We start from the raw sequence: 26,785 nt of genomic DNA, 5'->3' as shown, positions 1-26,785 counted from the left end.
CACTGCGCGGTCACTGTCCGCGAAGGCGCTGTGCCATCGGCGGCAAGGCCGGCAACGGTCTGTGGGTGAGCGCGTGGCTGGCCCCTGCTGCACGTTAGCGAGCCCGGGATCCCGCTACGGGCCACGCATGAGCTGCGGCGGCGACGCCGGCGGCATGGCAAGGCCATGCACTGAACCCCGCCGCGAGCAGACAGCAACATCAGCATTCATCACCGCATCGAAAAGCGATTGGCGATTATTTCTTGCCGCTGTGCAGCATGATCCAGCGTGTGTCTTGTATGCTTGGTCGCCCGGATATCTCTATCCGCGTGGACATGGAACGGGCTACGGCACAGCACGCCGGACACGACGACGGATCACACAGGACATGCGATCAGAATGAAGATACGGATTCCCCTCACCATCTTGCTGCTGTGCATCGGTGCCGGGTTTGTGATCCCGGAGCGGATTGCCATTCCCGTCAGCGGCGCCTCAACGCAGGACTGGAATGCACAGACATTCTGGCACTGGCCATGGGGCCCCTCCGGCGTACACAAGGGCATCGACATCTTCGCCCGTCGGGGCCGTGCCGTGATCAGCGCCACCGATGGCCTGGTGTTGTATCGCGGCCACATTCCTGCCGGCGGCAACGTGGTGCTCGTGCTGGGCCCGAAGTGGCGCCTGCATTACTACGCCCATCTGGAGAGCATCACGGTGGCGCCATTCAGCCTGGTCGCTTGCGGACGCCCGCTCGGTACTGTCGGCAGCAGCGGTAACGCCAAAGGCAAACCGCCCCATCTGCACTATTCCATCGTCCGAATGCTGCCGGCGCCCTGGGCCATGGATGGAGCACCACAGGGCTATAAAAAGGCTTTCTACCTTAACCCGGACGCCTATCTGCGCCATGCCACGGACTGCAGCCGCTCCCCGGCACAGGCAGAGTGAACGGTGTCCGCTGCCGCACGCGGCTTCATCGCGTTAATCCACACAGGTGAATGATCATCGATGCCGTTTACACCGCTGCACCTTGGCCCGGGGTTAGTGCTCAAATCCGCACTGGGCCGACACTTTTCGCTGCTCTGTTTTGCCGGCGCACAAGTTGTCATGGATATCGAGCCCCTCATCCGGCTGTGGCAGGGCGATGGCCAGGTGCATGGCATGACCCACAGTTATCTTTTGGCATTGCCGCTGGCGGCACTCACCTATTGGCTGCTGGGGCTCGGCTGGCATCTGCTTGGCTGGCTGCAGCCTTATCTTTCCGGTGGCGGGTGGCTGCGCCAGCTGGCCATCAACCCGCCTTCGCCCTGTTGCCGCCTGTGCAGTGTGTTGTTGGGGACGCAATCGCACGTGCTTCTCGACAGCAACATGCATGCCGATCTGCAGCCCTGGCGACCCTTTAGTGAACACAATGCGGCGTACGGCTGGCTCTCGATAGATGAACTGACGTTCGGTTGCCTGGTCTGTGCGCTCCTGGGACTGATGATCATGTTGCTCAGGGCGTACCAACGACGCCGGCATCACTGACTCGCCAGTAGCCCTCCGCAGCGGCCATGGCGGCTGGCCAGCGGGGCCGAAACCGTTGCCCCCCAGTGGCGGCATCTGTGCCGATGCCGAGAAAAGCGTCAGCCGATGACCGGGATCACGGGAACAGGATTCAGTGCTTGGAGCCGGCAGAATCCGCGCCTAGACTGGCAAAATTACCAGGTCACTCTGCAGGGTCCAGCCCTAGATGGCGACCAGCGCTGCACGCCAATGCCAAAGGAATGGTCATGTCTTCGTTTTCTCGTCTCGCCCTTGCCTGCGCCATCGCCAGCACGGGCCTCGTTGCCACACCGGCGCAAGCCCTCAGCCATGATCAGTGGGACAAGGTGTCCGATTACGCAACCTATTCCCTGGCCGCCACGGCACTGGCCCTGCCAGCCTGGGAGCAGGACTGGCAAGGTATCAAGGAAGCGACCTACAGCATGGGCGCGGGAGGCATTGTCAGCGAAATGACCAAGGCTGCGGTGCATGAGCAGCGCCCCGATGGCTCGGGCGACGACAGCTTTCCCTCCAACCACGCCACCGTCGCCTTTGCGGCGGCGACCAATTTGACCATCCGCTACGGCTGGGACGCGGCCCTGCCGTCATATGGCGTCGCCTCTCTGGTGGCAGTGGGCCGGGTTGAAGCCAAGAAGCACTACTGGCACGACGTGCTGGCCGGCGCAGCGCTTGGCTCCTTGTCCGGCTATCTGCTGACGACGCGTCTGGATGATGATCTGACGCTGCTCCCATTGCTCGGCCCCCATGAAACCGGGCTGCTGGTGTCATTTAACTGGTAATGCCCTGCTGAAGCAGCCCGTCCCGGCGGGTGGCGGCAACCCGCTCCCTGCCCCCGGAGTTCGCCATGAAGTTTGCCCGATATCTCTGCCAACTGCTTGCCCTGAGCTGCGTGATCTGTGGTTGCGCAAGCACGCCCGAGGAGCCGGATCACTATGTGGAATCTATCCGCACCCTCTACATGAGCGCCGACAAACAGCAATTCTGGGTTCGCGGGGCCGAGTATGACTATCAATTTGCCATGCCGCCGGAGTTACTGCAGGTCATGGAGCGTGCCGATCTGGCCCAGCTCGACGTATCCTTCAAAGATGTCGAGGCCAACAAGGATGCGATCAGCGGTCTGATTGTGATGACCATCCCAAAGCAAGCCAGCGTTGAAGCCAGGCAAAAAGTGGAAGGGCTGGATTTTTTTTGGACCCCGCGTGGTTCATTTCAGACGTTTATTCGCCTGGAGGGAAAACGCTATCTCTCACGCCATAGCGCAGAAAATAGCGGCGCCCGCACGTTGTCACGCGAATACAAGGTTCTGGTGCGCAATAACTCGCACGGTGATTACAGCCTGCTGCTGACACCATTGAGTATTGCCGGCAATGGCGTCGGTATTGCCATGGGGGTGGCCATCATCCCGCTGGCCATTCCAGTGGGCGTGGTCGGCTATGGGGTGCTCGGCGTCGCCTGCACGCTGGATGACAACCACGGTTGTCGCTAACACGCCCCCCCTGCATCGCGCCATACTGTTCTATGCCAGCAAAATAGGCTTTGCACCAGGGTGCGACAGGCTTAGGCTGGGGTGTGTCGCGTGTGTGTCGCCTTGCTGTCGTCACGCCCTGCGGCGGGTTGAGGCATGCTGAGCCGGAACTTCGAACTCAAGGACGACAACATGATAGTGCGTAAGTTAAGACTGCAACGTGGATGGTCACAAGAACAGCTGGCCACACTGACGGGGTTGAGTATCCGGACGATACAGCGTATCGAGCGGGGGCAGAATCCAGGTCTTGATTCACTCATGGCGTTGGCGGCCGTATTCGAGGTTCCAGTTAGCGAACTTCAACCTCGACAGGAGTCAACCATGCAGCAACCCATCTCCCCCCTTGAAGAGCAAGAGCAGATCGCTCTGGCCAATGTGCGCGATCTCAAGGGCTTTTATAACCATCTGATCCACTATGTCATCGTCATCAGCCTGCTGTTTGTGATTAACCTGCTGTCTGGCAGCGATTACTGGTGGGCATTCTGGCCGATGCTTGGCTGGGGGATCGGCATCATCTCTCACGCCGTCAACGTGTTCGAGCTGTTCAGCTTCTTTGGCCCGGAATGGGAAAAGCGCCAGGTCGAAAAACGGCTCGGCCGGCGACTGTAAGCGCACGCACAACACCCCGTCTCAGTCTGGTCCCACGTCAGGCCGCCGCCATCGCCAGGTGGCGGCCCGCGACCTTGCGCACAGCCGGAACAGCCGATTCACGGCAATGCTGGATCTGCTGCTGATTTCATGCTTGCATCCAACATGGATTCTATCGAGCCCGCGCATCGGATGCATGCATTCGCCTGGCCCATAGCCTCCAGACGTTTTTTAAACCCGTTGATATCAAGGAAGAAGAATGAAACGCGCAATCTTGACACTGTCTGCGCTGCTGCTCCTGTCCAGCCCAGCGCCGCTTCTGGCCGCCGATAACCTGGCCAGTCAAATCCTGGGCAAATGGTGCATGAATACCGAAGAGTATGATGGTGAGATCTCGGTTCAGGGCAGCCTGTTTGAGTTTCTGGCTGATGGAACTTATATCGCCAAAATGCCCACCAGGTCCCAGGATCGCTATTCGATTGAAGGCAACACCCTCCACCTGGAGAACTTTGGTGACATGCAGATTACGGCAATCAGCCAGCATGAGATGACCGGCAAAGTCTATTCCACCTATCACTTTACACGCGATCATTGCCTGCCAATCGTGGCCCAGGCATTCAAGCTGACCGAGTTAAACAACAGCATCATCGAAAAAAACCTGACCAAGGTAAAAAAGCTGGTGGCCGACGGCGTGAATGTCAGCCAACCCGATACCCGCTCCAGCCTGCGCAGCACCCCTGTCATGGTGGCGCTCAAATATGGCGATCTGGAGACGCTGAAATACCTGTTATCGCTGAAGCCGGATCTGGCGCAAACCAACGCCATGGGTGAAACTGCGCTGGATGTGGCCAAGAAGAGTGACAACCCGGACTATCTGGCGCTGATTCAAGCCGCCCAATGACGTATCAGGGGGCATCCGCACCACGGCGGCCCCTGTTTATTTATCTCGTTCTCTGCCCGTCACCACGGCGGCCCTGTTTTGCAACGGAAGAGTGACCATGATGAACCCAATGCCGCGCCATCGCCTGCGGCTGGCATATGTCTTACTGCTTGGCCTGCTGGCGCCGGCCGCCAGTGCTGACATCTATACCTGCGTCAACAAGAGTGGTGTGACCGCGTACCAGGATCGTCCCTGCAGCGCAACGCAACAGACGCAACGTCACCAGACAACCGACAGCCAGCCTGAACGCCCCATGCCACGCGGGGGTTATGCCTCGTGCGAGGAGATGCGGGTGCAGATCTTCGAGATGGAGGATGGCCTGGATCTGGTCACGGAGGATCTGGCTAATTTTGGCTGGAGTGCAGCGGATCTGCGCGCGGCATTGCAGCGCTGCGATTTGCCCACCACGGTGGCCGATTATCTATGATATGCCCGACTGCCTGGAGGCCTTGATGTCCGCATCCCAGCCTGTGCCCCACCTGATCGTGCGCCGCTGGCGCGTCGGCGAGGAGGAGGCCCTGTGGCGGCTCAAATACCAGACGATACACAGCATCAACCGGGCAGATTACAGCGCCGCCCAATGTGCGGCGTGGGCTCCGGACGATCTGGACCCCGCCCTCTGGCGCCAGCGGATCGCCGGCATGGACCCGTTCGTCGTCGAGCTGGACGGTGAGCTGGCCGGTTTTGCCGATCTGCAGGCCGATGGCTATATCGACCACTTTTTCTGTGCCGCCACACGACAAGGCTGCGGTGTCGGCCGCGCCCTGATGCAGCATATTCACGCCCTGGCACAGTCACGGAGCATGACAAGGCTCTTTTCCCAGGTCAGTCTGACTGCGCGCCCGTTTTTCGAACACGTCGGCTTTGAGGTCGTATGCGAGCAGCAACTCTGTGTTCGCGGCATCACGCTGGCCAATTTCAGCATGCAGAAGTGGCTGCAACCGGCAGGCGATGCCGCTGAACACCAGGAGTAAGATGATGACGATCCGTTTTGCCACCGACCAGCACTTTCAGGCCGCCGATCTGCAAGCCCTGTTTCTCTCGGTTGGCTGGTCATCCGGGCAATATCCCCAGTCATTGCAGGTGGCAATGCAAAATTCGCACAGCGTGGTGTCCGCCTGGCATGGCCAACGACTGGTCGGGTTGATGAACGCGCTATCGGACGGTGCCATGACCGCCTATTTTCACTATCTGCTGGTGCATCCGGACTATCAGCACCAGGGTATTGGTCGCAAACTGGTGGCGCAGATGCTGGAACGCTATCAAGCATGTGCACGCAAAGTGTTGATCGCCTACGATGCCGAGATAGGCTTCTACCAGCATTGCGGATTTGTGGTTGGCACGGGCAAGACACCGTTGTTTGTGACCACACTGACCACGTGAGGGCGCCGGTTATTCTGCGCAGGTGCCGCATAAAACGTCGGAAACAGATCGCCATGAAACAGGTGATTGCCAACATCGTCTGCCAGGCAGCGGAGTCGCCCCCCTGTCACAGCCCAGCAACGAGACGCCGCTTGGCAACACGCCGGGGCAACACAATATGCGCTCGACTTCAGGTTGATGATAAACCGCAAAGATGAGATCTCCGTCGGGCTGGCCGGCGCGAATTGTGCGGTTTCCGGCTTCTCTCTTCGGAAAAAGCTGTGTAGAGTGCGCCAACATCACCTATACGAGTCCCTTTTGATGCCATCACCGTCCTCCTCCACCACGGCAGCCGGAACCGCGCTGCGCGCCAGTACTGTGGTTTTCGGAGCCGGCAACTGGCAGACACAATTCGAGGCGCTGTGTGCCCGCTTTCCGGCTATCCCGGCCGCGACCTGGCAACAACGCATCCTGCAGGGACAGGTGCTGGATGAAGCCCGGCAGCCTATACAGCTGACCACGCCCTTTCGTCCTGGCAGTCGGTTGTATTATTTTCGCACAGTGAGCAACGAGCGGCTGGTCCCATTCAAAGAGCAGATCCTGTATCAGGATGATGCGCTGCTGGTGGTTGATAAACCCCCGTTTCTGCCCGTCATTCCCGGAGGGCAGTTCGTCACCCAGACCTTGCAGCACCGATTGGTGCAACAGTTATCGAACCCGGATTTGCAACCCCTGCACCGGCTGGATCGACATACCGCAGGACTGGTGTTGTTCGCGGTCAACAAAGCGAGTCGTGCCCGCTATCAGGCCCTGTTTGCCGAGCGGGCCATCAGCAAGCTTTACGAAGCGATCGCCCCGCCGTTGCCCACCCTCGACTTTCCCTACACCCGCCGTTCGCGCATTGAACGTGACCGCCGTTTTTTCCGCTCCTGCGAGGTGCCTGGGGTGGCGAATGCCGAGACGCGCATTGAGGTCATTGCTCGCTCGGCTGAGCGCTGGCTCTATCGGTTGCAGCCCGTCACGGGCAAAAAGCATCAACTGCGCGTGCACATGGCCGCACTCGGCGCCCCGCTGGAGAACGACGCATTTTACCCGCAGGTGGATGATGCACTGGCAGAGGATTACCACAGGCCGCTGCAACTGCTGGCCCGCGAGTTGCGTTTCACCGACCCAGTGACCGGCCAGCAACACCATTTTTCCAGCCAGCAATCTCTGGCCTGGTAACCCGTTTTGTCATGATGGCGCAAAGGAGAAGCCATGTACCAAGAGCAGGATATTGTGATCACCGAGAATGAACTGCAGATCCGCAAGGATCGGTATCAACGGCGGAAAATCCGGACCGTTGAGGCACGGCATGTGCGCTGGTACCAGCACCTGGTGCGCATCATTCTGTTTTCTTTGGCCTTTTCGGCTGTTGGTTGGGCATTGCCGGCGGTGAACGGTGGCATGATGGGCTTGCTGCTCGGTCTGGTACTGATGCTGCTGGGAGCCGTGATCGGTGCCTTTGGCTGTCGGCCATACGAGCTGCGGGCCGAGTTTAACGGTAACAGTGAAACCGGACCACAATGGGTCACGCTGGCCCGTGGCTGGCGTCAGCAAGAGATGAGCCTGTTTACCCAGGCCGCCCAGCGACTTGCCAGCGCCCGCTAACGATTCACGGTGCATAAGGAACTCACATGAACCGATTTCCCCTGTTATTGCTTGCCGCTTTGCTGATGCTGGGCTGTGCCCAGACACCGCCAACATCGCCTGCCGAGACCAAGACCAGCCACACGCCGCTTAGCGACAGCGCACAACCGGCTGCGGATGGCTTGCCCACCAGCCTGCTCAGCCAGGATTACCGCTTCACCACCGAGCAGGATGAACAACGCCTCGAATCGGACAAGGAGAGTGGCAAACAGGTCAATGTAGTGATTTATCCTCTCACCTCGGCAATGGATGGCCGCGCACTGACGCTCTACGAACCGAATGCCATCATGAGTAACATTCCGGTCATGCCCAAACCACTGCGACTGCGCTATCAGGCGGCGATTGACCAGCAGTTGGTTGCTACCGGCAAAGTGCAACTGGTGGATGAGGCGCAAGCACAATTGCATCTCTACACCCTGTACTCAGTGCGTGACAACCGGGATGGCACCATCACCATCGAGTATCATCTTGCCGCAGCAGATTGGCCTGCCGCTCAACAGGCACAAAGTTCAGATCCAATGTTGCCGCTTATTAACCATACCGTCTGGGGCATGCTGATCCGTGCCCATGTGGCCGCAGATACCCTGCTGACCGACGGTAAAATCGATAATGAAAAACAGCTGGCCACCATGATCCAGCTGTCGCGACTGGCGATGCGTCACTTTTTAGCCTCCCGCCCTGAAGGGTCGTGACATAGGGTTGTGACGACTAGTGTCGTGACTAGTCTCGTGACATAGGGTTGTGACGACATAGTGTCGTGACTAGTGCCGTGACATAGTGCCGTCACACCCGATGCGATAAAATCCGGTAACCAGACGCCGAAGTGCGGTTTTCATCGCCAGATGAAAGCGATTTCGGCGCTTTGTCATAGTTCACACTGATTGGGATAGGCAGACGCTTCATTTGGCGCTAGCATCCATCGAGTGCGCTGCAGCATATGTAGCGCACGGCACAACGAACACCCAAACATTATAAAACCAATAACCTGCCGGTCCGCGGGAGAGCACATTCATGGACATTGATTTATTGCCAGCGGCCACAACGCTGTTGCTAATCGCAACGGTTGTCAGTCTGGCCTCCAGCATCTATGCATTTCGACAGCACAACTATCCGGTGGCGATCTGGTGTGGCTGGCTGATGCTGGCCATTTCCATTTATTGCGCCGGATATGCCGGTGAATTGAGCAGCACCACGCTGCAGCAGGCCGACAACTGGATCCGGCTGCAGTTTATGGGCGCCGCCTATATTCCCTGCTTTGTCATCCTGATGACACTGTGCTATCGCCTGCAATCTCAGCCGCCACTGGTGATCCCGGCGTTGCTGCTCACCGTCTCCTCGTTGATTCTGGTGCTGGTGATGGGCAACGCCAGTCATCACCTGGTTTACCGCTTAGAGAGCATTCACAAGGTGCACCAGCTGACACTTAGCCAGTTCAGCATCGGCCCCGGTTACTATCTGCATCTGGTCTATCTGAACCTCAGCTGGGTGCTTACCCTCTCTTTGCTGCTGCAGTTTTACCGTACCATTCCTGCCTACCGTAAACCCATTGCGTTCATTGCCGTCGGCACCACGGCCCCCTGGCTGGGGTATCTCGTCAATATTGCCAACTACTCCAGCCTGCAGCTGGACTTTGCGCCCCTGTGCTTCCTGATCACCAGCTTCTGCTACTGGATTGGTCTGTTCAAATACCGGTTTGCCAATCTCTCGCCGATCGCGCGCGACCATATTTTCGAAGCATTGAACAAGCCGCTGCTGGTGCTCAACGAGCAGTTGCAGATTGTCGATTTCAACCGCAAGGCCAGCGACTATTTTGGGTGTACGGCTCAACGCCTGCTGGGCAAGGATGTCAGTCAGCTCGCCGCCTTGCCAAATGGACTGCATCATCTGCGCCATAGCCAAAATGAGATGGAACTGCTGGAATTTACCCATAATCAGCAGGCCTGGGAGCTGGCTATCTATCCGTTGCGGCAACAGCAACAGCGCATTCAAGGCTTCATTCTGGTATTCCAGGAGGTGACGGAGCGCGTGCAGTTGATCGAAACACTGCGCACCCATGCTGAGCGCGATACCTTGACCAACCTCTTCAATCGCCGGCTGTTAATGGGCCGCCTGCCCGCCTTGCTGGCTGAGGCCAGCGAGCAGACCCCCTTGAGCCTGATACTGTTTGATGTCGACCATTTCAAGGCCATCAATGATGCGCAAGGCCACCTGGCCGGCGATCAGGCCTTGATCAACATAGGGCGCCTGGTGCAGCACACCTTGCCGACGACCGCATTGGCCGCCCGCTATGGTGGCGATGAGTTTCTGATCGTGCTACCCCGCTGTACTGCAGCAGAAGCAACCCAACTGGCCAATATGCTCAATGAACAGTGCCAGGCCCGTCTCGGCTTCAGTTTGAGTCTGGGGATCACGCAAAGCACAGGTCAGGAAACGACGGAGCAGCTGATCCAGCGTGCCGATACGGCACTGTATCAAGCCAAATCACAGGGCCGGGCCCGTGCCCTGACCTGCAGCCAGGTGATGACCCCCTGTGGCGCGGGCTAATCCCGCGCCACACCGGGGTGCGACCCGGCGAGCCGGGTTCACGACTCCTGTAGCGCTTGCGTCACGTGGCTGACGGCGTCAACCACAGATTGGGCCTGTAACTGGATCTCGCTGATGACGCGGCCCGCCTGTTGTACCTGTTCCACGCCCTGCTCTGCTTGCTGGCGGTTGGCATCCATGCCGGCGACCACCGACTGGGTGAGCTGGTGATTGAGTTTCACCACATCAACGATCTCCTCAGTCGCCTTGCTGGTGCGAGAGGCCAGATTACGCACCTCATCAGCAACCACGGCAAACCCTCGTCCCAGCTCACCGGCTCTGGCCGCTTCAATGGCGGCGTTGAGCGCCAGCAAGTTGGTCTGTTCGGCAATGCCGCGAATCGTGCCGACAATGCTGCTGATGCGATCCGACTGCTGGTTCAGCGCGGCAATATCAGTGGTTGCCTGCTCCAGCTGTGACGCTATCGACAGCATGGTTTGTACACTGGCTTCGACCACTTTTCTGCCATGCACTGTACTGTCGCTGGTCTCGAGTGCCGAAGCATAGGCTTGCCTGGCGGCCTCGCTTTCCAGTTGATTCTTGCGGATCTGCGCGGTGACATCGGTGGCGAATTTGACAATTTGATACAAGTGGCCGCTGTCATCGAATACCGGATTGTAGGTCGCCCGCAGCCAGATCACCTCGCCATGGCGGTTACGACGTTCAAACAACCCGCTGATGAACTCTCCCCGATTCAGCTGCGCCCAAAACTCGGTATATGCCCGACTGTCCGCCAGTTCGGCAGCGCAGAACAGGCGATGATGTTGACCGCGGATCTCGGCAAGCCGATATCCCATCACCTGTTCAAAATTATCGTTGGCCGTTAACACCTGGCCTTGCGGATTAAACGCAATCACCGCCATCGAACGGTTAATCGCCGTCACCAGGGCACCCTGCTGTTGCGCCTGCTCGATCCCTGCTGTGATGTCGGAAGCCAGTTTGATAACGTGGTCGACACGCCCGTTTTCGTCGCGAACTGGAATATAGCTGGCCTCCAGCCAGAGCATCTTTCCTGATTTTGTCTGCCGTTTGAACTTGTCGGTAAAGCTCTCGCCGCGCGCCAGACGTTGCCAGAACTGTTGATATTCGCGGCTTTGAGCATAATCACGCGGGCAGAACAGACGATGGTGGGCCCCCTGCAACTCGTCGCTGCGATAGCCCATCAGCGCCAAGAATTTGCCATTGGCATCAAGAATTTCACCACTGGGCGTGAAGACGATCATCGCCATCGCCTCACGAATCGCCTCGAATCGCGCGGTCAACACCGCATTAAGCTGTGCACAGGCGAAGTGCTCTTGCTGCCGCTTACGCCACTGAAACATTCTGCTCTCCCAGAGATGAGATAAAAACCAATCCTGCTTGTGCATCGGGACGCTATCCGGCGCAAAACAATGGCGTCCACTACGGCACCTTTGGGTTTAAGCGTGAGCCATAGCCGAGTGTTAAGCCAGTACGGGCAGAGTAAAAAACGATTTGGAACAGGAAGTTCCTGTACGAGAGACCTCTAAATAAAGATCAGTGAGCCCCGCGGGGCTCACTGTGATGCGGCAGGATTAAGCGTGAATCAGCGACGCCCCAAGCGGATGCTGGGCCACAACGCATAGGGGCCATCGCCCAGCAGGGCCAATACCACCTGACTCACTGCCCAGAAGACCGGGAATTCCCATCCGCCATTCGGGCTGGAAAACACCCAGCCATTGCCGGCGTGAACCACAGCGGCACCGAGGATGACCGGTAACTGCAGCAGCGCCACCCAGCGGACCTGCACACCGGCAATCAGCAACAGGCCACCACCCAACTCCGCGGCCATCGTCAGCCAGGCAAACGCCGCCGGAATGCCGAGGGAGGCAAAATAGCCGACCGTCCCGGCCGGGGTGAAAACCAACACCTTGAGTAAACCGTGGGCGACGAACATCACCCCCAGACTCACACGCAGTAACAGGGCGGCATAAGCAGCATTACGCAGTTCCATTTTTTCTCTCCATTGTCATGTCTATAAAAGCCTGTCGGCCAGATTATTCGCCAGTGCCCCATTGCACCGAACGGTGTGAAAACGAACCAAATTCAAAACCGGTGACCGGAAACGAAACAGGCTCCTGCGGGGTTGCGGCCCCGAGTGCCACAAACAAAGGCACCAGATGATCCGGCGTCGGTACTGAATCACGTGCCCCCGGCGCCGTTGCCCACTGGCGCAATGCTGTGCGGTCGTCACGCTCCAGCGCCGCCGCCAACCAGCTATCAAACGCACTGGCCCATGGGGCTACCACCCCATCCTCTGTCCACTGGCGCAGGTTATGGGTCACCAGACCGCTGGCAATGATCAACACCCCTTCTTCGCGTAACGGCGCCAATGCACGCCCCAAGGCCATCAGGGCATCGGCATCGTGACCAGGCATCGAGAGTTGCAGCAACGGGATATCGGCTTGCGGATAGAGGCCGAGCAAGGGGATCCAGACTCCGTGGTCCCAGCCCCGATCCGGCCGGTCCGCCACCGGGATCTGCTGTTGCGCCACCAGTTCACGAACTCGAGCCGCGAGTGCGGGAGCTCCAGGTGCCGCATACTGCAACTGATAGTAGGCGGGTGGAAAACCGTAGAAGTCATAGATCAGCGGCAGCGTCTGGACCGCTCCTATCATCAGTGGCTGGGTCTCCCAGTGCGCTGAAATCACCAGCAATGCCTTGGGTGTCGGCAGTTGTTCACCCCAGCGTCGCCACTCGGCAAACCGGTGTGGTTGCTCCAGCGTGAGCGGACTGCCATGACCGACAAATAACACTGGCATGCGCGCCATAGCGTTCTCCTTACCTGACATTCGACTTGGGCTCAGGGCCCGATGTCGTCATAATAAGGTTTCCACTTATTCAAGGAAGATGGCACTTATGGCACTTAATGTTGACGAAATGGAAACCATGTCCGGTTCCCTGCTGGATGTGCGGGCATTTTGTCATGTCGTAGAGCTGGGTACGTTATCCGCTGCGGCCAGGATTTTGGGAGAGACCAAAGGGGGCATCAGCCGGCGTATCAGTCGCCTGGAATCCGGTCTGGGACTGCAATTGCTGGCGCGGCACCCACGTTCGGTGACCGTGACTACAGAGGGTGAACTCTTCTATGCCAAGGCGCGGGATGGTCTACTACTGCTCGATGAGGCGGCGGAGTTGGCGCGTTCCACCCGGCAGGAAGCCAAGGGCACCTTGCGCATCACAGCACCGCTGGATCTGGGCCAGGAATGGCTGCCACCACTGCTGGTCGAGTTTGCACGGCAACATCCACTGATCCGGATTGAATTACTGATCAGCGACCAACGACTGGATTTGGCCAGCCATCAGATCGACATTGCACTACGTGCCACCGATGGCGGCTTGCCAGACATGGGCTATCACGCCCGCTCACTGACCCGGCTGCAGATGGGCTGGTATGCAGCCCCCGGCTATCTGGCACAGGCCGGCCAGCCATTATGTCCGGAAGATCTGCCGCGGCATGCCCTGATACTGCCAGGAGCCGGGCATCATGCCTTCAGTGTCACGCTGCAGCGGGGGCATGTGCAGGAGCATCTGACGCTATGGCCACGACTGCAGACGCTGGATTATGCCAGCGTGCTGCGGTTGACGCTGCATGGCGGCGGGATCGGCTTCTTCCCGGGATTGGTTGCAGCAGAAGGGCTGCAACAGGGCCGTCTACAAGCCGTCCTGACCGACTGGCAAGCACCGGCGGGGGAATTGTTCATGATTACGCAGAACAGTCGTCAGGCACCGGCTCGCGTGCAGGCATTCAAGGCTTACCTGCTCGCTGCGCTGCAGGGGTCAGCACCGCAGCCACAATGAAAGAAGGCGCCATCAGGCGCCTTCACTCAACAGGACATCAGGCTCCCAATCTACGCAATGGCTTGCGGAAGCGGGACGTCTTGACCGCCAGCCACAACAGCCCCAGGGCGGCCCAGGTCAACCCCAGATACAGGGAAGATAACTCCAGGTTCAGCCACAACACCGTGATGGTTGCCGCGCCGCATAATGGCAAGATCAGATAGCGCAGGTGATCCCGCCAGCCATGGCGTCGCCCTTCGCGCACATAGAATTGCGCGATCACCGACAGGTTGACGAAGCTGAAAGCCACCAGGGCACCAAAATTGATCAAGGCCAGCGCCATCTCCAGATCAAAAGAGACGGCCGACAGTGCCACGGCCCCCACCAGCATGACGTTGACCGCGGGGGTGCGCCAGCGTGGATGCACATAGCCGAAGAGGCGCTCCGGCAGCACGGTATCGCGCCCCATCACATACAAAAGTCGGGAAACCCCGGCATGGGATGCCAGCCCCGAGGCCAGCACCGCCACCGTGGTAAACACCAGCACGACGGACTGGAACAGGGTACCCCCGACGTAGAGTGCGATCTCCGGCAACACGGCATCCGGGTGTTCAAAGCGGGCAATGTCCGGGAAAAATAGCTGCAGGAAATAGGCGACACTGACGAAAATCAGACCGCCAATCAGCGCCGTCAGCACGATAGCCTTGGGCACCACGCGTGCTGCATCCGGTGTCTCTTCCGCCAGATTGCTGATTCCGTCAAAGCCGAGAAACGAAAAACAGAGCACGGTTGCACCGCCAATCAGCAACATGGGGCTGGCTTCCGAGCTGAAGAACGGTCGCAGGCTGGCCACGGTGGCCGCGCCCTCACCTTGCCATAAGCCATGGGCCATCAAGCCGATGAACACCACAATGATGGCGATCTGGATGGTCACAATCAGGCTGTTGAAATTGGCCACCAGATTGATACCGCGCAGATTCAGCAGCGTCATGATGGTCACCAGCCCGAAGATAAACCAGGCTGCCGGCACGCCCGGAAACAACGCCGTCAGGTAAATTTTGGCCAGCAGCATGTTGATCATCGGCATGAACAGGTAGTCGAGCAGCGATGACCAGCCGACCATAAAGCCGATGTTGGGCGTGAAGGCCTTTTGCGCATAGGTGTAGGCGGAGCCTGCCGACGGAAAACGGCGTACCAGCGTGGCATAGCTGGTGGCGGTAAACAGCATGCCAATCAGCGCCATCATGTAAGAAGTAGGTACGTGGCCGGCCGTCATCTCGCTGACAATGCCGAAGGTGTCGAAAACGGCCATCGGCGTCAAATACGCCAACCCCATCATGACGACTTGCCACAGACTCAAGGTCTGGCGCAGTTGCGGTCGGGAATCTGGCTGGCTCATTGCTCACCTCCTGCCACAGGACGGCACAGTATCACACTGCACGCATTTCGCTGCCGGCGAACCGGATTTCCCCACAATGACGACGGCCCACCCGGGGGCTCCGCAAAGCTCAGACGCATGGTGTTTCCTCTTCTCTCATCAGATCGCAGCAACTGCGAACGGCTATCTTCTTCCGGCAATTGGCCGGCCCCTGGTTAAGAAATGGTGTCTGCCGAATATTTCGGCGCCCTCAAATGAGGGGGGCAGCATTTTGCACTAAGAGTGCATAAAGACTCAAGATTTCAATCGGACTTTCCTAGCGAAAAAGCGCTCTCGCCTTCGTCCGCTCGCCGCTGGTCACGCCGGGTGATCCGCATCATTACTGGTTGTTTCTCAAGCAGTTAATCGCCGAAATTAGCCCTGGCTCACTGAACTGACAACACAAAGGACAAAGCAATGAACAGGCCGGTGCCGAATGATTACACTGATACTAACCGCCCGGTGTGCATTCCTTATGATGGCGGTTTATCGTCAGGAGCCTTACCCCATGGATGCAGTCGATCCACACGCCTCAGCTGGCGCAACGGCCAGCGCCCCAGCGGCATCCGCCGCGGAGAGTACGTCACCACCATCGGCCAAGAGGCAGCCAGCGCCGGTTCGTACCAGGGTCAGCTGGTTTCGCCGCCTAGTGCGTACCCTGTTATTGACCCTGCTGATCGTTGCCACGGCCGCACTGGTGTTCGAGATGCGGACCTCCTGGTTGCAGGCCCATTTGCTCACTCCGTATGCCCGGGGATTGACCTGGCAGCTGGAGTCCGGGCCCAGTACGCGCATCCACTTTCCTGCCGCCGGCCCTTACGATGCGCGCATGGGTTATGCCGGTCTGCCTGGTTATATACAACGCCTGCAGCAACGTGGATTCGACATTGCCGCTCAGAGCCACTTCTCGCCGGCACTGTATCAATACACCCAATATGGGCTGTTCCCGCCCTACCCCGAAAAGAGCCAGGCCGGTCTGACGCTCTATGATTGCCGGCGCGAGCCCATTCATGTCAGCCGTTATCCGCAGCATCAAATTTTTGAAGAAAGTGCCATCCCTGCCCTGGCACTCAACGCCCTGCTGTACATCGAGAACCGTGACTTGCTGGATAATCGCTTCCCGTTGGTCAATCCGGCCGTGGACTGGCCACGCTTCTTCAACGCGGCACTGTCGCAGGCCAGCAAGAAATTTGGCGTCCAGGATCACGGCTCTGGCGGCAGTACATTGGCCACGCAGATGGAAAAATTCCGCCACTCGCCGGAAGGTCGCACCAGCTCGGGGGAAGAAAAACTGCGCCAGATGGCCAGTGCCAGCATCCGCGCCTACCAGCAAGGCCAATTGACACTGGGAGCCCGACATAAGTTGGCGCTGGATTACCTGAATTCGGTGCCGCTTGCGGCGGCCCCCGGCTATGGCGAGGTCCATGGACTGGGTGATGGCCTGCATGTCTGGTTCGCGGCCGATGTGGCCGACACGCTAGCCCTGCTGGCATTGCCGGATCCGCAGGACAACGCCGAAATCCGAGACCGCCAGGGGCTGGCACTGCGACAAGTCGTCTCCCTGCTGATCGCCCATCGCCGCCCGACTTTTTATCTGCTCTCTGGCCGTGATGAGCTGGCCAGCCTCACAGACAGCTACCTGCGCCTGCTGTCGCAGGAGCAGTTCATCTCCATGCCGCTTCGTGATGCCGCCCTGCATGCCAAACTGACGTTCCGCAACTTCAAGACCGAACCGGCCTACACCCGCATTGATGGCAACAAGGCGCGCTACGTCACCCGTGGTCGTCTTGGCCAGATGCTTGGATTGTCACTGTACGACCTTGATCATCTCGATCTCGCGGTGCAGAGCCAGTTGGACAACCGCCTGCAGCAGCAGGTCAGCGATTACCTGCGCCACCTGGCAGATCCGGACTTTGCCGGCCAGATAGGTCTGTACGGCGAGCGTCTGCTGTCGGCCGAAAAAACAGCCGAGGTGCGCTACAGCTTCACCTTGTTTGAACGCACAGCTCAGGGCTTCGTGGTCCGTGTGCAAACCGATAACACCGATCAGCCCTTCGATATCAACGACTCCAGCAAGCTGGAGCTGGGTTCGACCGCCAAGCTGCGCGTGCTGACCACCTACCTGCAGATGGTGCACGAACTGCATGGCAAATATGCCTTGCTCAGTCGTGAGGAATTGCGCCAACAGGAGGTGGATCCGCAGGACAACCTGAGTCGCTGGGCCATTGACTACCTCACCCGCGCGGCGGACCGCAGCCTGACGTTGATGCTGGATGCCGCACTGGACCGGCGCTACTCCGCCAGTCCGTATGAGGGCTTCTTCACTGGCGGCGGCCTGCATACCTTCGCCAATTTTCGCAAGGAAGATAACAACCGGATCCCGACCTTGCGTCAGGCCTTGCAGGAGTCGATCAACCTGCCATTCATACGGTTATTGCGCGACGAGGTGCGCTACACCCTGTATCAGGATCCACATCGTCGTCTACTGCTGCAAGATGACAAGGACCCGCGCCGGCAAGAGTATCTGGCGCGCTTTGCCGATCGCGAAGGCAAGACCTACTTGAGCCGGTTCTGGCGCAAGTACCAAGGCAAGAGCGCCGAGGAGCGCCTCAGCACCCTGCTGGATGGACTGAAATTAAATCAGAGCCGGCTGGCTGCGATCTACCGCTTCTTGTCGCCGCAGGGTAGCCCCGAACAGTTGGCGACCTTCATTCGCACCTATCAACCGCAGGTGCCGCTGACCACCACGCGGCTGGACTACCTGTACCAAACCTACGGCCCGGGCAAATTCTCGTTGCCTGATCAGGGCTATGTGGCGCGGGTTCATCCCCTGGAGTTGTGGCTATTGGATTATCTGAACCACCATCCAGATGCCAGTTTTGCCGATATCGTCCACGACAGTAGTGTCGAGCGCCAGGAGGTGTATGGCTGGTTGTTCAAGTCACGGCACCGTAGCGCGCGTGATAGCCGTATCCGCACCATGCTGGAGATAGAGGCATTCAGTGATATCCACCTGCGCTGGCAACAGCTGGGCTATCCATTCGATCATCTGGTACCGTCGCTCGCCACCGCCATCGGCAGCTCGGGAGACCGACCGGCGGCGCTGGCCGAGTTGATGGGCATCATCCTCAACGATGGGATCCGCCAACCGGTCAGACGCTTGAGCTGGTTGCACTTTGCGGCGGACACGCCTTACGAGTCGCTGCTGGTGCCGGCACAAAACCAGGCACAGCGGGTATTGCCCCTTGAAGTCGCCCAGGCCCTGCGCGCCGCGCTGTCACAGGTGGTGGAGGCTGGCACGGCTCGTCGCATTGCCGGCACCTTTACCTTGCCAGACGGCACGCCGCTCAAGATGGGCGGAAAAACCGGCACCGGTGACAACCGCATCGAGAAGGTAGGCCGTTACGGCCAAATCATCACCTCCAAGGCCATGAACCGGACCGCCACCTTCGTGTTCTATCTCGGCGAGCAGCACTTTGGGACGCTGACGGCCTATGTCGAAGGCAGCTCCGCGGATAACTTCCGTTTTACCTCCGCCCTGCCGGTCCAGGTGCTCAAGGGGATGGCGCCGCTGTTGATGCCCTATTTACAACCACCAACCGCGACGCCAGTCAGTGGGCTGGGTTGTACGGCGCAGATGGCACAATTGCCCCGCGACCTGACGCGCCTACCCCTGCCTCCCCAACCGGCGCATTGATTGTCGGGGGGCGTAATCTGGCAGTGTGGCGGCGTGCCATTCCCGCGGCCAGTGCATGAACTGCGCCCGATGCTGTCGGGAACATCGGCGCTGATGCGCTGCGTTGCGCGCCTTAATATAACGGCCACAAAAAAGCCAGCTTGCGCTGGCTTTATAGGGCGTTGCCATCATCAGAGGGCACTGGCCGCCGAGGAGAGCTGCAGACGATCCCGACGCTGTTTGAACCAGTAGCCAATAGCCATGACAATCAGCCACACCGGCACCAGATAAACCGAGATCTTCTCATCCAGCAGGTAGAGGATCACCAGCATGCCACCGAGGAAGGCCAGACACAGATAGTTGGCCACCGGGAACCAGAATGCCTTGAATACGGGCTCGGTTTTCAGCGCCACCATGCGACGACGGAATTTCAGATGCGTCAGGCTGATCATGGCCCAGTTGATAACCAGTGCGGCGACAACCAGAGCCATCAACAGCTTGAAGGCTTCACCGGGAATCACATAGTTGATGACCACACAGATCAGCGTCGTCAAGGCCGAGACCAGGATCGCCCATACCGGCACGCCGCGACGATCCACCTTCAGCAGCGCCCGTGGCGCATTACCCTGCAGCGCCAGTCCATGCAGCATACGGCTGTTACAGTAGACGCAGCTGTTATAGACCGACAGTGCTGCGGTCAATACCACGATATTCAAGACATGGGCGACTGGCACGGCACCGATAGAGTTGAAGATCATCACGAATGGACTGCTATCCGCCTGAATCATGTTCCAAGGATAGAGTGCCAGCAACACCGTCATGGCACCGATGTAGAAGATCAGAATGCGGTACAGCACCTGGTTGATGGCGCGCGGAATACTCTTGCGCGGGTTATCGGCCTCGGCGGCGGTGATGCCGACCAACTCCAGACCGCCAAACGAGAACATGATGATCGCCAATGACATCACCAACCCTCTCCAGCCGTGAGGCAGGAAGCCGTCGTGTGCCCAGAGGTTGCTGATACTTGCCTGTTCTCCGCCCTTGCCGCTGAACAGCAGGTAGCTACCAAAACCGATCATGCCGATGATGGCCACCACCTTGATGATGGCAAACCAGAACTCCATCTCGCCAAAGTGCTTGACGTTAGACAGATTGATGGCATTGATCACCACGAAGAAGAACGCGGCGGACATCCAGGTCGGAATATCCGGAAACCAGAACTGTATGTATTTTCCTACCACCGTCAGCTCGGCCATGCTGACGAGCACATAGAGCACCCAATAATTCCAACCAGCCAGGAAACCGGCAAAACCGTTCCAGTACTTGTTGGCGAAGAAACTGAACGAACCGGAAACCGGCTCTTCGGCCACCATTTCGCCCAGTTGGCGCATGATGAGGAAAGCGATAAAACCGCCGATGGCATAACCTAGCAGCACGGCAGGGCCTGCCATCGCTATGGTGGAGCCAATGGCATAAAACAGGCCGGTACCAATAGCACCGCCGAGGGCAATAAGCTGGATATGACGATTCTTCAAGCCGCGCTTGAGCTCGCCATCCTGATGTCTGACGTCCATGGAATGTGGTTCCTCACACTTGTCTTGATTTGATTTGTATGTCCGCCATCCCATCGTTCCCCGCCACTCCCGGCAAGCGAACCATGACGGCAGACCGTCCACCTGTGCGCACTGCAGCCCATTTCAGCCTGCAATACAAGATTGGACGCGGGCATGCTCCTGTCTTGGTTAAGCCGTCAGCTAGAATACTACCAATTGCCGCTAAAAACAGTGGTCAAATTGCGTGAAGCCGCCATTCATTAGCCATAACGGCTACCTGGTCGCACTTTGAGTAGTATTTAATCTCTAGGCGCCGCAGCGCGCCATAGCAGAGGTTTTCATTTGGACAAGAGCAACGGGTCTCTTGGAAAGGAACAAGCCCCGCGAACGGGGCTTGGGAGTTACAATTTCACTTTCAGACAGGAAACCGCGTGGTCATCGCTGCCTTGAATCGATGGCCGTGTCTTGGCACATTCGGCATCGGCCAGCGGGCAGCGGGTGCGAAACACACATCCGCTGGGAGGGCGGATGGGTGATGGCAAGTCACCTTCCAGCAGCTGAATGGTTTTGTTCCGCTCCAGCTCCGGATCCGGAATCGGAACCGCCGACATCAGCGCCCGAGTGTAGGGGTGCAGCGGGTTGGCGTAGATTTGCTTGCCCGTTCCCAGCTCGACGGCATTGCCCAGGTACATCACCAGAACCCGGTCAGAGATGTGTTTGACGACCGACAGATCGTGGGCAATAAACACCAGCGATAACCCCATCTCCTTCTGCAGCGCTTTGAGCAAGTTCACCACCTGGGCCTGAATCGAGACATCCAGCGCCGAAACCGGCTCGTCACAGATGATCATCTTCGGCTCGAGAATCAACGCCCGTGCGATGCCGATCCGCTGACATTGCCCGCCAGAGAACTCGTGCGGATAGCGGTTGATCAAGTTCGGCAGCAAACCGACTTTCATCATGATCGCTTTGACCTTATCCATCACCTCCTGCTTGGGCAGCTGGGGATAGAAGGTCCGTAACGGTTCAGCAATGATGTCGCCAATCGTCATGCGCGGGTTCAATGAAGCCAGCGGATCCTGGAAGATCATCTGGATTTCCTTGCGCTTCTCCCGCAGTTCTCGGTGTGGCAGTCGGGTCAAGTCCTGACCCAGCCAGACCACATTACCTTCGGTGGAAGGCACCAGGCCAATGATGGCGCGGGCAAAAGTTGACTTACCGCATCCCGATTCGCCAACCACCCCCAGGGTTTCGCCTTCATACAGCTTGATGGAGACCCCATCGACCGCCTTGAGCGTCAACGCCGGAGACCAGGGCCAGGCCTTGTCGCTTTTGATCTTGAAGTGAACTTTGAGGTTATTCACTTCAAGCAGTAGTTTCTTGTCGCTCATGCCTTACTCCTTCCAATCCCAGTGACAGGCGCGCAAACGCCCCTCGCCAAACCCGGTCAATGCCGGTGACGAGAGCGAACACCGTTCGCTGACGCGATGGCAACGCTCCTGGAACGGACAGCCTTGCGGCAAACGCAGCAAATTCGGCGGATTGCCCGGAATCGTCGCCAGCATCTCCCCTTCGCTGTCCAGGCGTGGAATCGCCTTGAGCAGCCCTTCGGTATAGGGGTGGGATGGGTGGTAGAAGATATCGTTGACCTTGCCATACTCCATGGTACGTCCGGCATACATCACCAGCACCTTGTCACACAGACCGGCGATAACCCCCAGATCGTGGGTAATCATGATGATGGCGGTATTGAAATCCCGTTTCAGCTCGTTGAGCAACGTCATGATCTGGGCCTGAACTGTCACATCCAGCGCTGTGGTGGGTTCATCGGCAATCAGCAGTTTAGGGTTGCACAGCAACGCCATCGCGATCATCACACGTTGACGCATGCCACCGGAGAATTCATGCGGGAACATGTTCATCCGTTTGCGCGCCTCGGGGATCTTGACCGCGTCCAGCATGCGCACCGAGGCTTCGAAGGCCTCCGCCTTGCTCATGCCTTTGTGCAGCAGCAACACTTCCATCAACTGTTTGCCGACTTTCATATACGGGTTCAACGAGGTCATCGGGTCCTGAAAGATCATCGCAATCTTCTCGGAACGGATCTTGTTGAGCTCCTTGAGCGGCAGATTGAGGATTTCACGCCCCTCAAACTGGGCAGAACCGGTGATGACGCCGTTCTTGGCCAGCAGCCCCATCAGGGCAAAGGCTGTCTGGCTCTTGCCGGATCCGGATTCACCGACAATACCGAGCGTTTCCCCGGCTTGCAGAGAAAAATTGAGATCGTTGACCGCGACGACATTCCCTTCGGGCGTTTTGAATTCGACACGCAGATCCTTGACTTCCAACAATGACATGGCGTGCTCCTTAGCGGTCTTTCGGATCCAGGGCGTCGCGCAGACCGTCACCCAGGAAGTTGAAACAGAACAGGGTTACCACCATGAAGCCCGCGGGGAACAGCAGATGCCACAGCGCTACCTCCATGGATTTCGACCCTTCATCCAGCAATGCGCCCCAACTGGTCATCGGCTCCTGAACCCCCAGCCCCAAGAAGCTAAGGAAAGATTCAAACAGAATCATCCCGGGCACCAGCAGGGTGGAGTACACCACCACAATCCCCAGTACGTTGGGTACGATATGGCGGGTGATGATGTTCCATTGCGACACGCCACAGACATGTGCAGCCTCAATAAACTCCTTGCTCTTCAGACTCAAGGTCTGGCCACGGACAATCCGCGCCATATCCAGCCAGCTCACTGCCCCGATGGCGATAAAGATCAACCACAGGTTACGTCCGAAGAAGGTCACCAACATGATGACGAAGAACATGAACGGGAAGGCGTAGAGTATTTCCAGCGCGCGCATCATGACGCGGTCCACGCGCCCACCGATAAAACCTGCCGCAGCGCCATACAAGGTACCGATGACGACAGCAACCAGGGCACCGAGGATCCCGACCATCAGTGAGATTCGCCCCCCCATCAGGGTACGGACAAACAAATCACGCCCGAGGCTATCGGTACCAAAATAGTGCCCGGTGGCAAAGTCCGGTCCGGTGTGCATGGCGCCCCAGTCCGGTTCATCAAAGGCATACGCTGACAAGTAAGGCCCGAGGATCACCAGCACAGTGATCAGCGACAACACGATAAGGCTGGTAAGTGCCGCCCGGTTCTTAAAGAAGCGGCGCGCGGCATCTTGCCACAGCGAACGCCCCTTGATATCGAGTTCACTGGCAAAGTGAGACACGGCCTGTTTGGATTCTTTATTGACCATTTTACACTTCCACCTCAGTAGCGGATCTTCGGATCGATGAAGGCATACAGGATGTCAACGACCGCATTGAAGGTGATCGTCAGGGCTCCCACCAGTATGGTCAGCCCCAGCACCATGGAGTAGTCACGGTTCAGCGCACCATTGACGAACAGCTGACCGATCCCCGGTAAACCAAAGATGGTTTCGATGACCACGGAGCCGGTGATAATACCGACGAAGGCCGGGCCCAGATAGGAAACCACCGGCAGCATGGCCGGACGCAACGCATGACGCAGAATGATGTAGTGCAGCGGCAACCCCTTGGCACGGGCGGTGCGGATGAAGTTGGAGTTCATCGTCTCAATCATGCTGCCGCGCATGATGCGTGCAATCGAGGAGATGTAATACATGGTCATGCCGATGACCGGCAGAATCATGAATTGGAGTTGTCCGCCGTTCCAGCCTCCGGCCGGCAACCAGCGCAGTCCGATGGCAAAGATCAGGGTCAATACCGGCGCCAGGACAAACGAGGGCATAACCACCCCGAGCATCGCCAACGTCATACTCGAATAGTCGACCCAACTATTCTGCTTCAAGGCGGCGAAGACGCCGAGCGAGGCCCCCAACCCTAATGCCAGCAGGAAGGCAAAGGAGCCAATGGTCGCCGAAACAGGCAGCGCCTTGCTCACCAGATCGTTGACGGAGAAATCCTTGTACTTGAATGATGGGCCAAGATCTCCTTGCACCAGATTACCCAGGTAGGTCAGATACTGCTGATAGACAGGCTTGTCGAGACCATATTTTTCCTGGATGTTGGCCATCACTTCCGGCGGTAGTCCCCGCTCGGTGGAGAAAGGGTTGCCAGGCGCAAACCGCATCATGAAGAAGGATACGGTGATTAGCACCAGCAGAGTAGGAATAGCTTCCAATAGACGTTTTAGTATGAATTTGATCATATCGATTCCGGCACAGACTCAGGCGCCGAGAAACCGGACAGAAGAAACCCGCCCGAAGGCGGGTTTTATGTCACGGTCTCGCAGTCACCTTAGTGAGCGATGATGTACATATCCTTGGTATACAGGTTATCCAGCGGGTTGTTCGGATAACCACCAACATACGGCTTGACCAGACGTGCAGTCACGTATTGGTAGATGTTAGCCAATGGCATGTCTTCAGCCAGAATCGCTTCAGCTTCGGCATACAGCTTATTACGCTCTTCAGCATTGGCGACCTCACGGCTCTTGGCCATCAGTTCGTCATACTTGGCATTGGAGTACTTACCATCGTTGTTACCATGGGTGGTCTGTTTCAGATCCAGCATGGAAGAGGCTTCATTGTAGTCGGCGATCCAGCCCGCACGCGCTACGTCAAAGTTTCCGCCAGATTTGGTTTCCAGGTAGGTCTTCCACTCCTGGTTGACCAGCGCCACGTCGACACCCAGCGTCTTTTTCCACATGGCAGCAACAGCAACCGCCACCTTCTTGTGGTTTTCGCTGGTGTTGTACAGCAGTTCGAACTTCAGCGGGTTCTTATCGTTGAAACCAGCTTCAGCCAACAGCTTCTTGGCTTCTTCGTTACGCTGTTCCTGGCTCAGCTTGGCATAGGCCGGAACTTGCGGTACGAAACCATCGACGAAGTCAGGTACCAGGCCATAGCCAGGCTTCTGACCTTGTCCCATGACGGCCTCGGCAATCACGTTGCGGTCAATAGCATAAGAGAGGGCTTTACGAACGCGAACGTCGTCAAACGGCTTCTTCTTGCAGTTGAATTCGTAGTAGTAGGTACCGACATAACCCGTCACACGAACTTCATCCGGACGCTCTTTTTGCAGACGCTTAAACTGCTCGATCGGCGTTTCATAAGTCATGTCGACTTCGCCAGCCAGATAGCGGTTCATGTCAGCATTTTGCGACTGAATCGGCAGGTAGGTGACCTTGTTGATGGTGGTGTTCTTGTCATCCCAGTACTTGTTATTACGTTCCAGGACGATCTTCTCGTTAACCACCCACTCCTTGAGTGTGTAAGCACCGTTACCGACCAGGTTGCCCGGCTGCGTCCACTTGTCGCCAAATTTCTCGATCACCTTTTGCGGCTCAGGATAGACGGTGGTGTGTGCCATCATGCTGACGAAATAGGAGATTGGCTTCTCGAGGGTCACTTCGAAGGTGTAGTCGTCAATGGCCTTGACACCAAGCTCTTCCGGTTTGGCTTTGCCATTGATGATGTTGGAAGCATTCACGATACCCGGGGTTTCCAAGTACCAAGAATAGGGGGAGCCCGTCTTCGGATCGACAACACGGCGGAAGGCGTATACGAAATCACCGGCTGTTACCGGATCGCCGTTCGACCACTTGGCATCCTTGCGCAGGTGGAATACAAATACCTTGTTATCCTTGGTTTCCCAGCTTTCTGCGACAGCCGGACGGATCTCGCCGTTCGGGCCAGTGGTGACCAGACCTTCGTACAGGTCACGCTGGATGTTGGACTCTACCGTCCCTTCTGTCTTGGCCGGGTCCAGCGTAGCTGGCTCGGCTCCATTCCCTTTTACCAGCTCCTGAACAGCAGCCAGTTTTACATCTGCCTTGGAAACCGGCTTGGCGGCCGCTTCCTTCTTAACTTCCGGCGCCGCAGGCTTGGCTTCTTCAGCCTGTTGTGGTTGGCCACAGCCCCACATCAGCACGGATGTGGCAACTGCCAGTGCGAGCGCTTTTTTATTATGCGTCATGTCCTTACTCCGTATCAGATTATCCTTGATCGAATCGCCCGGCTACAAATGAGCCAAAGGTCAATATTCGAACCAAGGAATAATTCCCTGACGCGCAGCAGAATGCAACAGATTTTGTGGGAAAAGCCTTTAGTGGCGCGTTATTTATCGCGCCTC

General features: G+C 57.9%; 24 protein-coding genes and 1 pseudogene. 15 read left to right on the top strand and 10 right to left on the bottom strand.

Features of this window, described 5'->3' with window-relative positions; translation table 11 throughout:
- Positions 1-378 precede the first annotated feature (378 nt).
- From ACFOSS_RS03305 to ACFOSS_RS03245, 13 genes are all read left to right on the top strand, one after another.
- Positions 379-924 carry a M23 family metallopeptidase gene (locus ACFOSS_RS03305; protein ID WP_377150600.1) on the top strand — a complete coding sequence of 182 codons (546 nt, stop codon included), beginning with the start codon at positions 379-381 and terminating at the stop codon, positions 922-924.
- Positions 925-984: 60 nt separating this feature from the next.
- A complete protein-coding gene (locus ACFOSS_RS03300; RefSeq protein WP_377150599.1) occupies positions 985-1,503 on the top strand; it encodes a metal-dependent hydrolase in 519 nt (172 codons plus the stop codon).
- A gap of 245 nt (positions 1,504-1,748) precedes the next feature.
- Positions 1,749-2,300 (top strand): phosphatase PAP2 family protein, encoded by a 552-nt coding sequence (locus ACFOSS_RS03295; RefSeq protein ID WP_377150598.1) that lies wholly within the window; start codon positions 1,749-1,751, stop codon positions 2,298-2,300.
- Between the two features lie 65 nt (positions 2,301-2,365).
- Positions 2,366-3,007: a hypothetical protein gene (locus tag ACFOSS_RS03290; RefSeq protein ID WP_377150597.1), complete on the top strand. Its 642-nt coding sequence runs from the start codon at positions 2,366-2,368 to the stop codon at positions 3,005-3,007.
- Positions 3,008-3,178: 171 nt separating this feature from the next.
- Positions 3,179-3,655 (top strand): 2TM domain-containing protein, encoded by a 477-nt coding sequence (locus ACFOSS_RS03285; RefSeq protein ID WP_377150651.1) that lies wholly within the window; start codon positions 3,179-3,181, stop codon positions 3,653-3,655.
- 238 nt (positions 3,656-3,893) lie between these two features.
- Positions 3,894-4,535: an ankyrin repeat domain-containing protein gene (locus tag ACFOSS_RS03280; RefSeq protein ID WP_377150596.1), complete on the top strand. Its 642-nt coding sequence runs from the start codon at positions 3,894-3,896 to the stop codon at positions 4,533-4,535.
- A 97-nt stretch (positions 4,536-4,632) separates the two neighbouring features.
- Positions 4,633-5,001: a DUF4124 domain-containing protein gene (locus ACFOSS_RS03275; protein WP_377150595.1), complete on the top strand. Its 369-nt coding sequence runs from the start codon at positions 4,633-4,635 to the stop codon at positions 4,999-5,001.
- 25 nt (positions 5,002-5,026) lie between these two features.
- Positions 5,027-5,548 carry a GNAT family N-acetyltransferase gene (locus ACFOSS_RS03270; protein ID WP_377150594.1) on the top strand — a complete coding sequence of 174 codons (522 nt, stop codon included), beginning with the start codon at positions 5,027-5,029 and terminating at the stop codon, positions 5,546-5,548.
- Positions 5,549-5,552: 4 nt separating this feature from the next.
- The gene (locus ACFOSS_RS03265) at positions 5,553-5,957 is read left to right on the top strand and encodes a GNAT family N-acetyltransferase (protein WP_377150593.1); all 405 of its coding nucleotides are present in this window, start codon (positions 5,553-5,555) and stop codon (positions 5,955-5,957) included.
- A gap of 300 nt (positions 5,958-6,257) precedes the next feature.
- Complete coding sequence (locus ACFOSS_RS03260) at positions 6,258-7,160, top strand: pseudouridine synthase (RefSeq protein WP_377150592.1); 903 nt, start codon at positions 6,258-6,260, stop codon at positions 7,158-7,160.
- Positions 7,161-7,193: 33 nt separating this feature from the next.
- Positions 7,194-7,586, top strand: a complete 393-nt coding sequence (locus tag ACFOSS_RS03255) for a DUF6232 family protein (protein WP_377150591.1) — start codon at positions 7,194-7,196, stop codon at positions 7,584-7,586.
- A gap of 26 nt (positions 7,587-7,612) precedes the next feature.
- Positions 7,613-8,317: a hypothetical protein gene (locus ACFOSS_RS03250; RefSeq protein ID WP_377150590.1), complete on the top strand. Its 705-nt coding sequence runs from the start codon at positions 7,613-7,615 to the stop codon at positions 8,315-8,317.
- 319 nt (positions 8,318-8,636) lie between these two features.
- Entirely contained in the window at positions 8,637-10,169 is a 1,533-nt protein-coding gene (locus ACFOSS_RS03245; protein WP_377150589.1) for a histidine kinase N-terminal 7TM domain-containing diguanylate cyclase, read from the top strand.
- A 104-nt stretch (positions 10,170-10,273) separates the two neighbouring features.
- On the opposite strand, the pseudogene ACFOSS_RS03240 reads toward ACFOSS_RS03245, so the two are convergent.
- The 3 genes and pseudogenes from ACFOSS_RS03240 to ACFOSS_RS03230 form a co-directional block, all read right to left on the bottom strand.
- Positions 10,274-11,452: pseudogene (locus ACFOSS_RS03240) on the bottom strand (methyl-accepting chemotaxis protein); the annotation flags it as partial.
- Between the two features lie 320 nt (positions 11,453-11,772).
- Positions 11,773-12,180: a DoxX family protein gene (locus tag ACFOSS_RS03235; protein ID WP_377150587.1), complete on the bottom strand. Its 408-nt coding sequence runs from the start codon at positions 12,178-12,180 to the stop codon at positions 11,773-11,775.
- Positions 12,181-12,223: 43 nt separating this feature from the next.
- Positions 12,224-12,997 (bottom strand): dioxygenase family protein, encoded by a 774-nt coding sequence (locus ACFOSS_RS03230; RefSeq protein WP_377150585.1) that lies wholly within the window; start codon positions 12,995-12,997, stop codon positions 12,224-12,226.
- Between the two features lie 88 nt (positions 12,998-13,085).
- Between ACFOSS_RS03230 and ACFOSS_RS03225 the strand changes: the two genes are divergently transcribed.
- Positions 13,086-14,027 carry a LysR family transcriptional regulator gene (locus ACFOSS_RS03225; RefSeq protein WP_377150584.1) on the top strand — a complete coding sequence of 314 codons (942 nt, stop codon included), beginning with the start codon at positions 13,086-13,088 and terminating at the stop codon, positions 14,025-14,027.
- Positions 14,028-14,064: 37 nt separating this feature from the next.
- Here the strand turns inward: ACFOSS_RS03225 and ACFOSS_RS03220 are convergent, their stop codons facing one another.
- Positions 14,065-15,405: an APC family permease gene (locus tag ACFOSS_RS03220; protein WP_377150583.1), complete on the bottom strand. Its 1,341-nt coding sequence runs from the start codon at positions 15,403-15,405 to the stop codon at positions 14,065-14,067.
- Between the two features lie 526 nt (positions 15,406-15,931).
- On the opposite strand from ACFOSS_RS03220, the gene ACFOSS_RS03215 reads away from it, so the two are divergent.
- Positions 15,932-19,120: a transglycosylase domain-containing protein gene (locus ACFOSS_RS03215; protein WP_377150582.1), complete on the top strand. Its 3,189-nt coding sequence runs from the start codon at positions 15,932-15,934 to the stop codon at positions 19,118-19,120.
- A 170-nt stretch (positions 19,121-19,290) separates the two neighbouring features.
- Here the strand turns inward: ACFOSS_RS03215 and ACFOSS_RS03210 are convergent, their stop codons facing one another.
- The 6 genes from ACFOSS_RS03210 to ACFOSS_RS03185 form a co-directional block, all read right to left on the bottom strand.
- Positions 19,291-20,673, bottom strand: coding sequence for an amino acid permease (locus ACFOSS_RS03210; protein WP_377150581.1), 1,383 nt, complete (start codon positions 20,671-20,673; stop codon positions 19,291-19,293).
- Positions 20,674-21,053: 380 nt separating this feature from the next.
- Positions 21,054-22,043, bottom strand: a complete 990-nt coding sequence (gene oppF / locus ACFOSS_RS03205) for a murein tripeptide/oligopeptide ABC transporter ATP binding protein OppF (protein ID WP_377150580.1) — start codon at positions 22,041-22,043, stop codon at positions 21,054-21,056.
- 3 nt (positions 22,044-22,046) lie between these two features.
- A complete protein-coding gene (gene oppD, locus ACFOSS_RS03200; RefSeq protein WP_377150579.1) occupies positions 22,047-23,009 on the bottom strand; it encodes an ABC transporter ATP-binding protein in 963 nt (320 codons plus the stop codon).
- 10 nt (positions 23,010-23,019) lie between these two features.
- Complete coding sequence (gene oppC, locus ACFOSS_RS03195) at positions 23,020-23,925, bottom strand: oligopeptide ABC transporter permease OppC (RefSeq protein ID WP_377150578.1); 906 nt, start codon at positions 23,923-23,925, stop codon at positions 23,020-23,022.
- A 14-nt stretch (positions 23,926-23,939) separates the two neighbouring features.
- Positions 23,940-24,860 carry an oligopeptide ABC transporter permease OppB gene (oppB, locus tag ACFOSS_RS03190; RefSeq protein WP_377150577.1) on the bottom strand — a complete coding sequence of 307 codons (921 nt, stop codon included), beginning with the start codon at positions 24,858-24,860 and terminating at the stop codon, positions 23,940-23,942.
- Positions 24,861-24,949: 89 nt separating this feature from the next.
- Complete coding sequence (locus ACFOSS_RS03185) at positions 24,950-26,629, bottom strand: ABC transporter substrate-binding protein (protein WP_377150576.1); 1,680 nt, start codon at positions 26,627-26,629, stop codon at positions 24,950-24,952.
- Positions 26,630-26,785: the final 156 nt, after the last annotated feature.

It is taken from the genome of Pseudaeromonas sharmana (assembly GCF_042649925.1).
Classification (GTDB): domain Bacteria; phylum Pseudomonadota; class Gammaproteobacteria; order Enterobacterales; family Aeromonadaceae; genus Pseudaeromonas; species Pseudaeromonas sharmana.
Note: the sequence above shows the minus strand (reverse complement) of the source record. Positions and strands in the feature narration are given on the sequence as shown.

Excerpts from the sequence above, each read along its gene's own strand:
- ACFOSS_RS03305 (WP_377150600.1), top strand. The coding sequence starts at position 379 with ATGAAGATACGGATTCCCCTCACCATCTTGCTGCTGTGCATCGGTGCC.
- ACFOSS_RS03300 (WP_377150599.1), top strand. The coding sequence starts at position 985 with ATGCCGTTTACACCGCTGCACCTTGGCCCGGGGTTAGTGCTCAAATCC.
- ACFOSS_RS03295 (WP_377150598.1), top strand. The coding sequence starts at position 1,749 with ATGTCTTCGTTTTCTCGTCTCGCCCTTGCCTGCGCCATCGCCAGCACG.
- ACFOSS_RS03290 (WP_377150597.1), top strand. The coding sequence starts at position 2,366 with ATGAAGTTTGCCCGATATCTCTGCCAACTGCTTGCCCTGAGCTGCGTG.
- ACFOSS_RS03285 (WP_377150651.1), top strand. The coding sequence starts at position 3,179 with ATGATAGTGCGTAAGTTAAGACTGCAACGTGGATGGTCACAAGAACAG.
- ACFOSS_RS03280 (WP_377150596.1), top strand. The coding sequence starts at position 3,894 with ATGAAACGCGCAATCTTGACACTGTCTGCGCTGCTGCTCCTGTCCAGC.
- ACFOSS_RS03275 (WP_377150595.1), top strand. The coding sequence starts at position 4,633 with ATGATGAACCCAATGCCGCGCCATCGCCTGCGGCTGGCATATGTCTTA.
- ACFOSS_RS03270 (WP_377150594.1), top strand. The coding sequence starts at position 5,027 with ATGTCCGCATCCCAGCCTGTGCCCCACCTGATCGTGCGCCGCTGGCGC.
- ACFOSS_RS03265 (WP_377150593.1), top strand. The coding sequence starts at position 5,553 with ATGACGATCCGTTTTGCCACCGACCAGCACTTTCAGGCCGCCGATCTG.
- ACFOSS_RS03260 (WP_377150592.1), top strand. The coding sequence starts at position 6,258 with ATGCCATCACCGTCCTCCTCCACCACGGCAGCCGGAACCGCGCTGCGC.
- ACFOSS_RS03255 (WP_377150591.1), top strand. The coding sequence starts at position 7,194 with ATGTACCAAGAGCAGGATATTGTGATCACCGAGAATGAACTGCAGATC.
- ACFOSS_RS03250 (WP_377150590.1), top strand. The coding sequence starts at position 7,613 with ATGAACCGATTTCCCCTGTTATTGCTTGCCGCTTTGCTGATGCTGGGC.
- ACFOSS_RS03245 (WP_377150589.1), top strand. The coding sequence starts at position 8,637 with ATGGACATTGATTTATTGCCAGCGGCCACAACGCTGTTGCTAATCGCA.
- ACFOSS_RS03235 (WP_377150587.1), bottom strand. The coding sequence starts at position 12,180 with ATGGAACTGCGTAATGCTGCTTATGCCGCCCTGTTACTGCGTGTGAGT.
- ACFOSS_RS03230 (WP_377150585.1), bottom strand. The coding sequence starts at position 12,997 with ATGGCGCGCATGCCAGTGTTATTTGTCGGTCATGGCAGTCCGCTCACG.
- ACFOSS_RS03225 (WP_377150584.1), top strand. The coding sequence starts at position 13,086 with ATGGCACTTAATGTTGACGAAATGGAAACCATGTCCGGTTCCCTGCTG.
- ACFOSS_RS03220 (WP_377150583.1), bottom strand. The coding sequence starts at position 15,405 with ATGAGCCAGCCAGATTCCCGACCGCAACTGCGCCAGACCTTGAGTCTG.
- ACFOSS_RS03215 (WP_377150582.1), top strand. The coding sequence starts at position 15,932 with ATGGATGCAGTCGATCCACACGCCTCAGCTGGCGCAACGGCCAGCGCC.
- ACFOSS_RS03210 (WP_377150581.1), bottom strand. The coding sequence starts at position 20,673 with ATGGACGTCAGACATCAGGATGGCGAGCTCAAGCGCGGCTTGAAGAAT.
- oppF (WP_377150580.1), bottom strand. The coding sequence starts at position 22,043 with ATGAGCGACAAGAAACTACTGCTTGAAGTGAATAACCTCAAAGTTCAC.
- oppD (WP_377150579.1), bottom strand. The coding sequence starts at position 23,009 with ATGTCATTGTTGGAAGTCAAGGATCTGCGTGTCGAATTCAAAACGCCC.
- oppC (WP_377150578.1), bottom strand. The coding sequence starts at position 23,925 with ATGGTCAATAAAGAATCCAAACAGGCCGTGTCTCACTTTGCCAGTGAA.
- oppB (WP_377150577.1), bottom strand. The coding sequence starts at position 24,860 with ATGATCAAATTCATACTAAAACGTCTATTGGAAGCTATTCCTACTCTG.
- ACFOSS_RS03185 (WP_377150576.1), bottom strand. The coding sequence starts at position 26,629 with ATGACGCATAATAAAAAAGCGCTCGCACTGGCAGTTGCCACATCCGTG.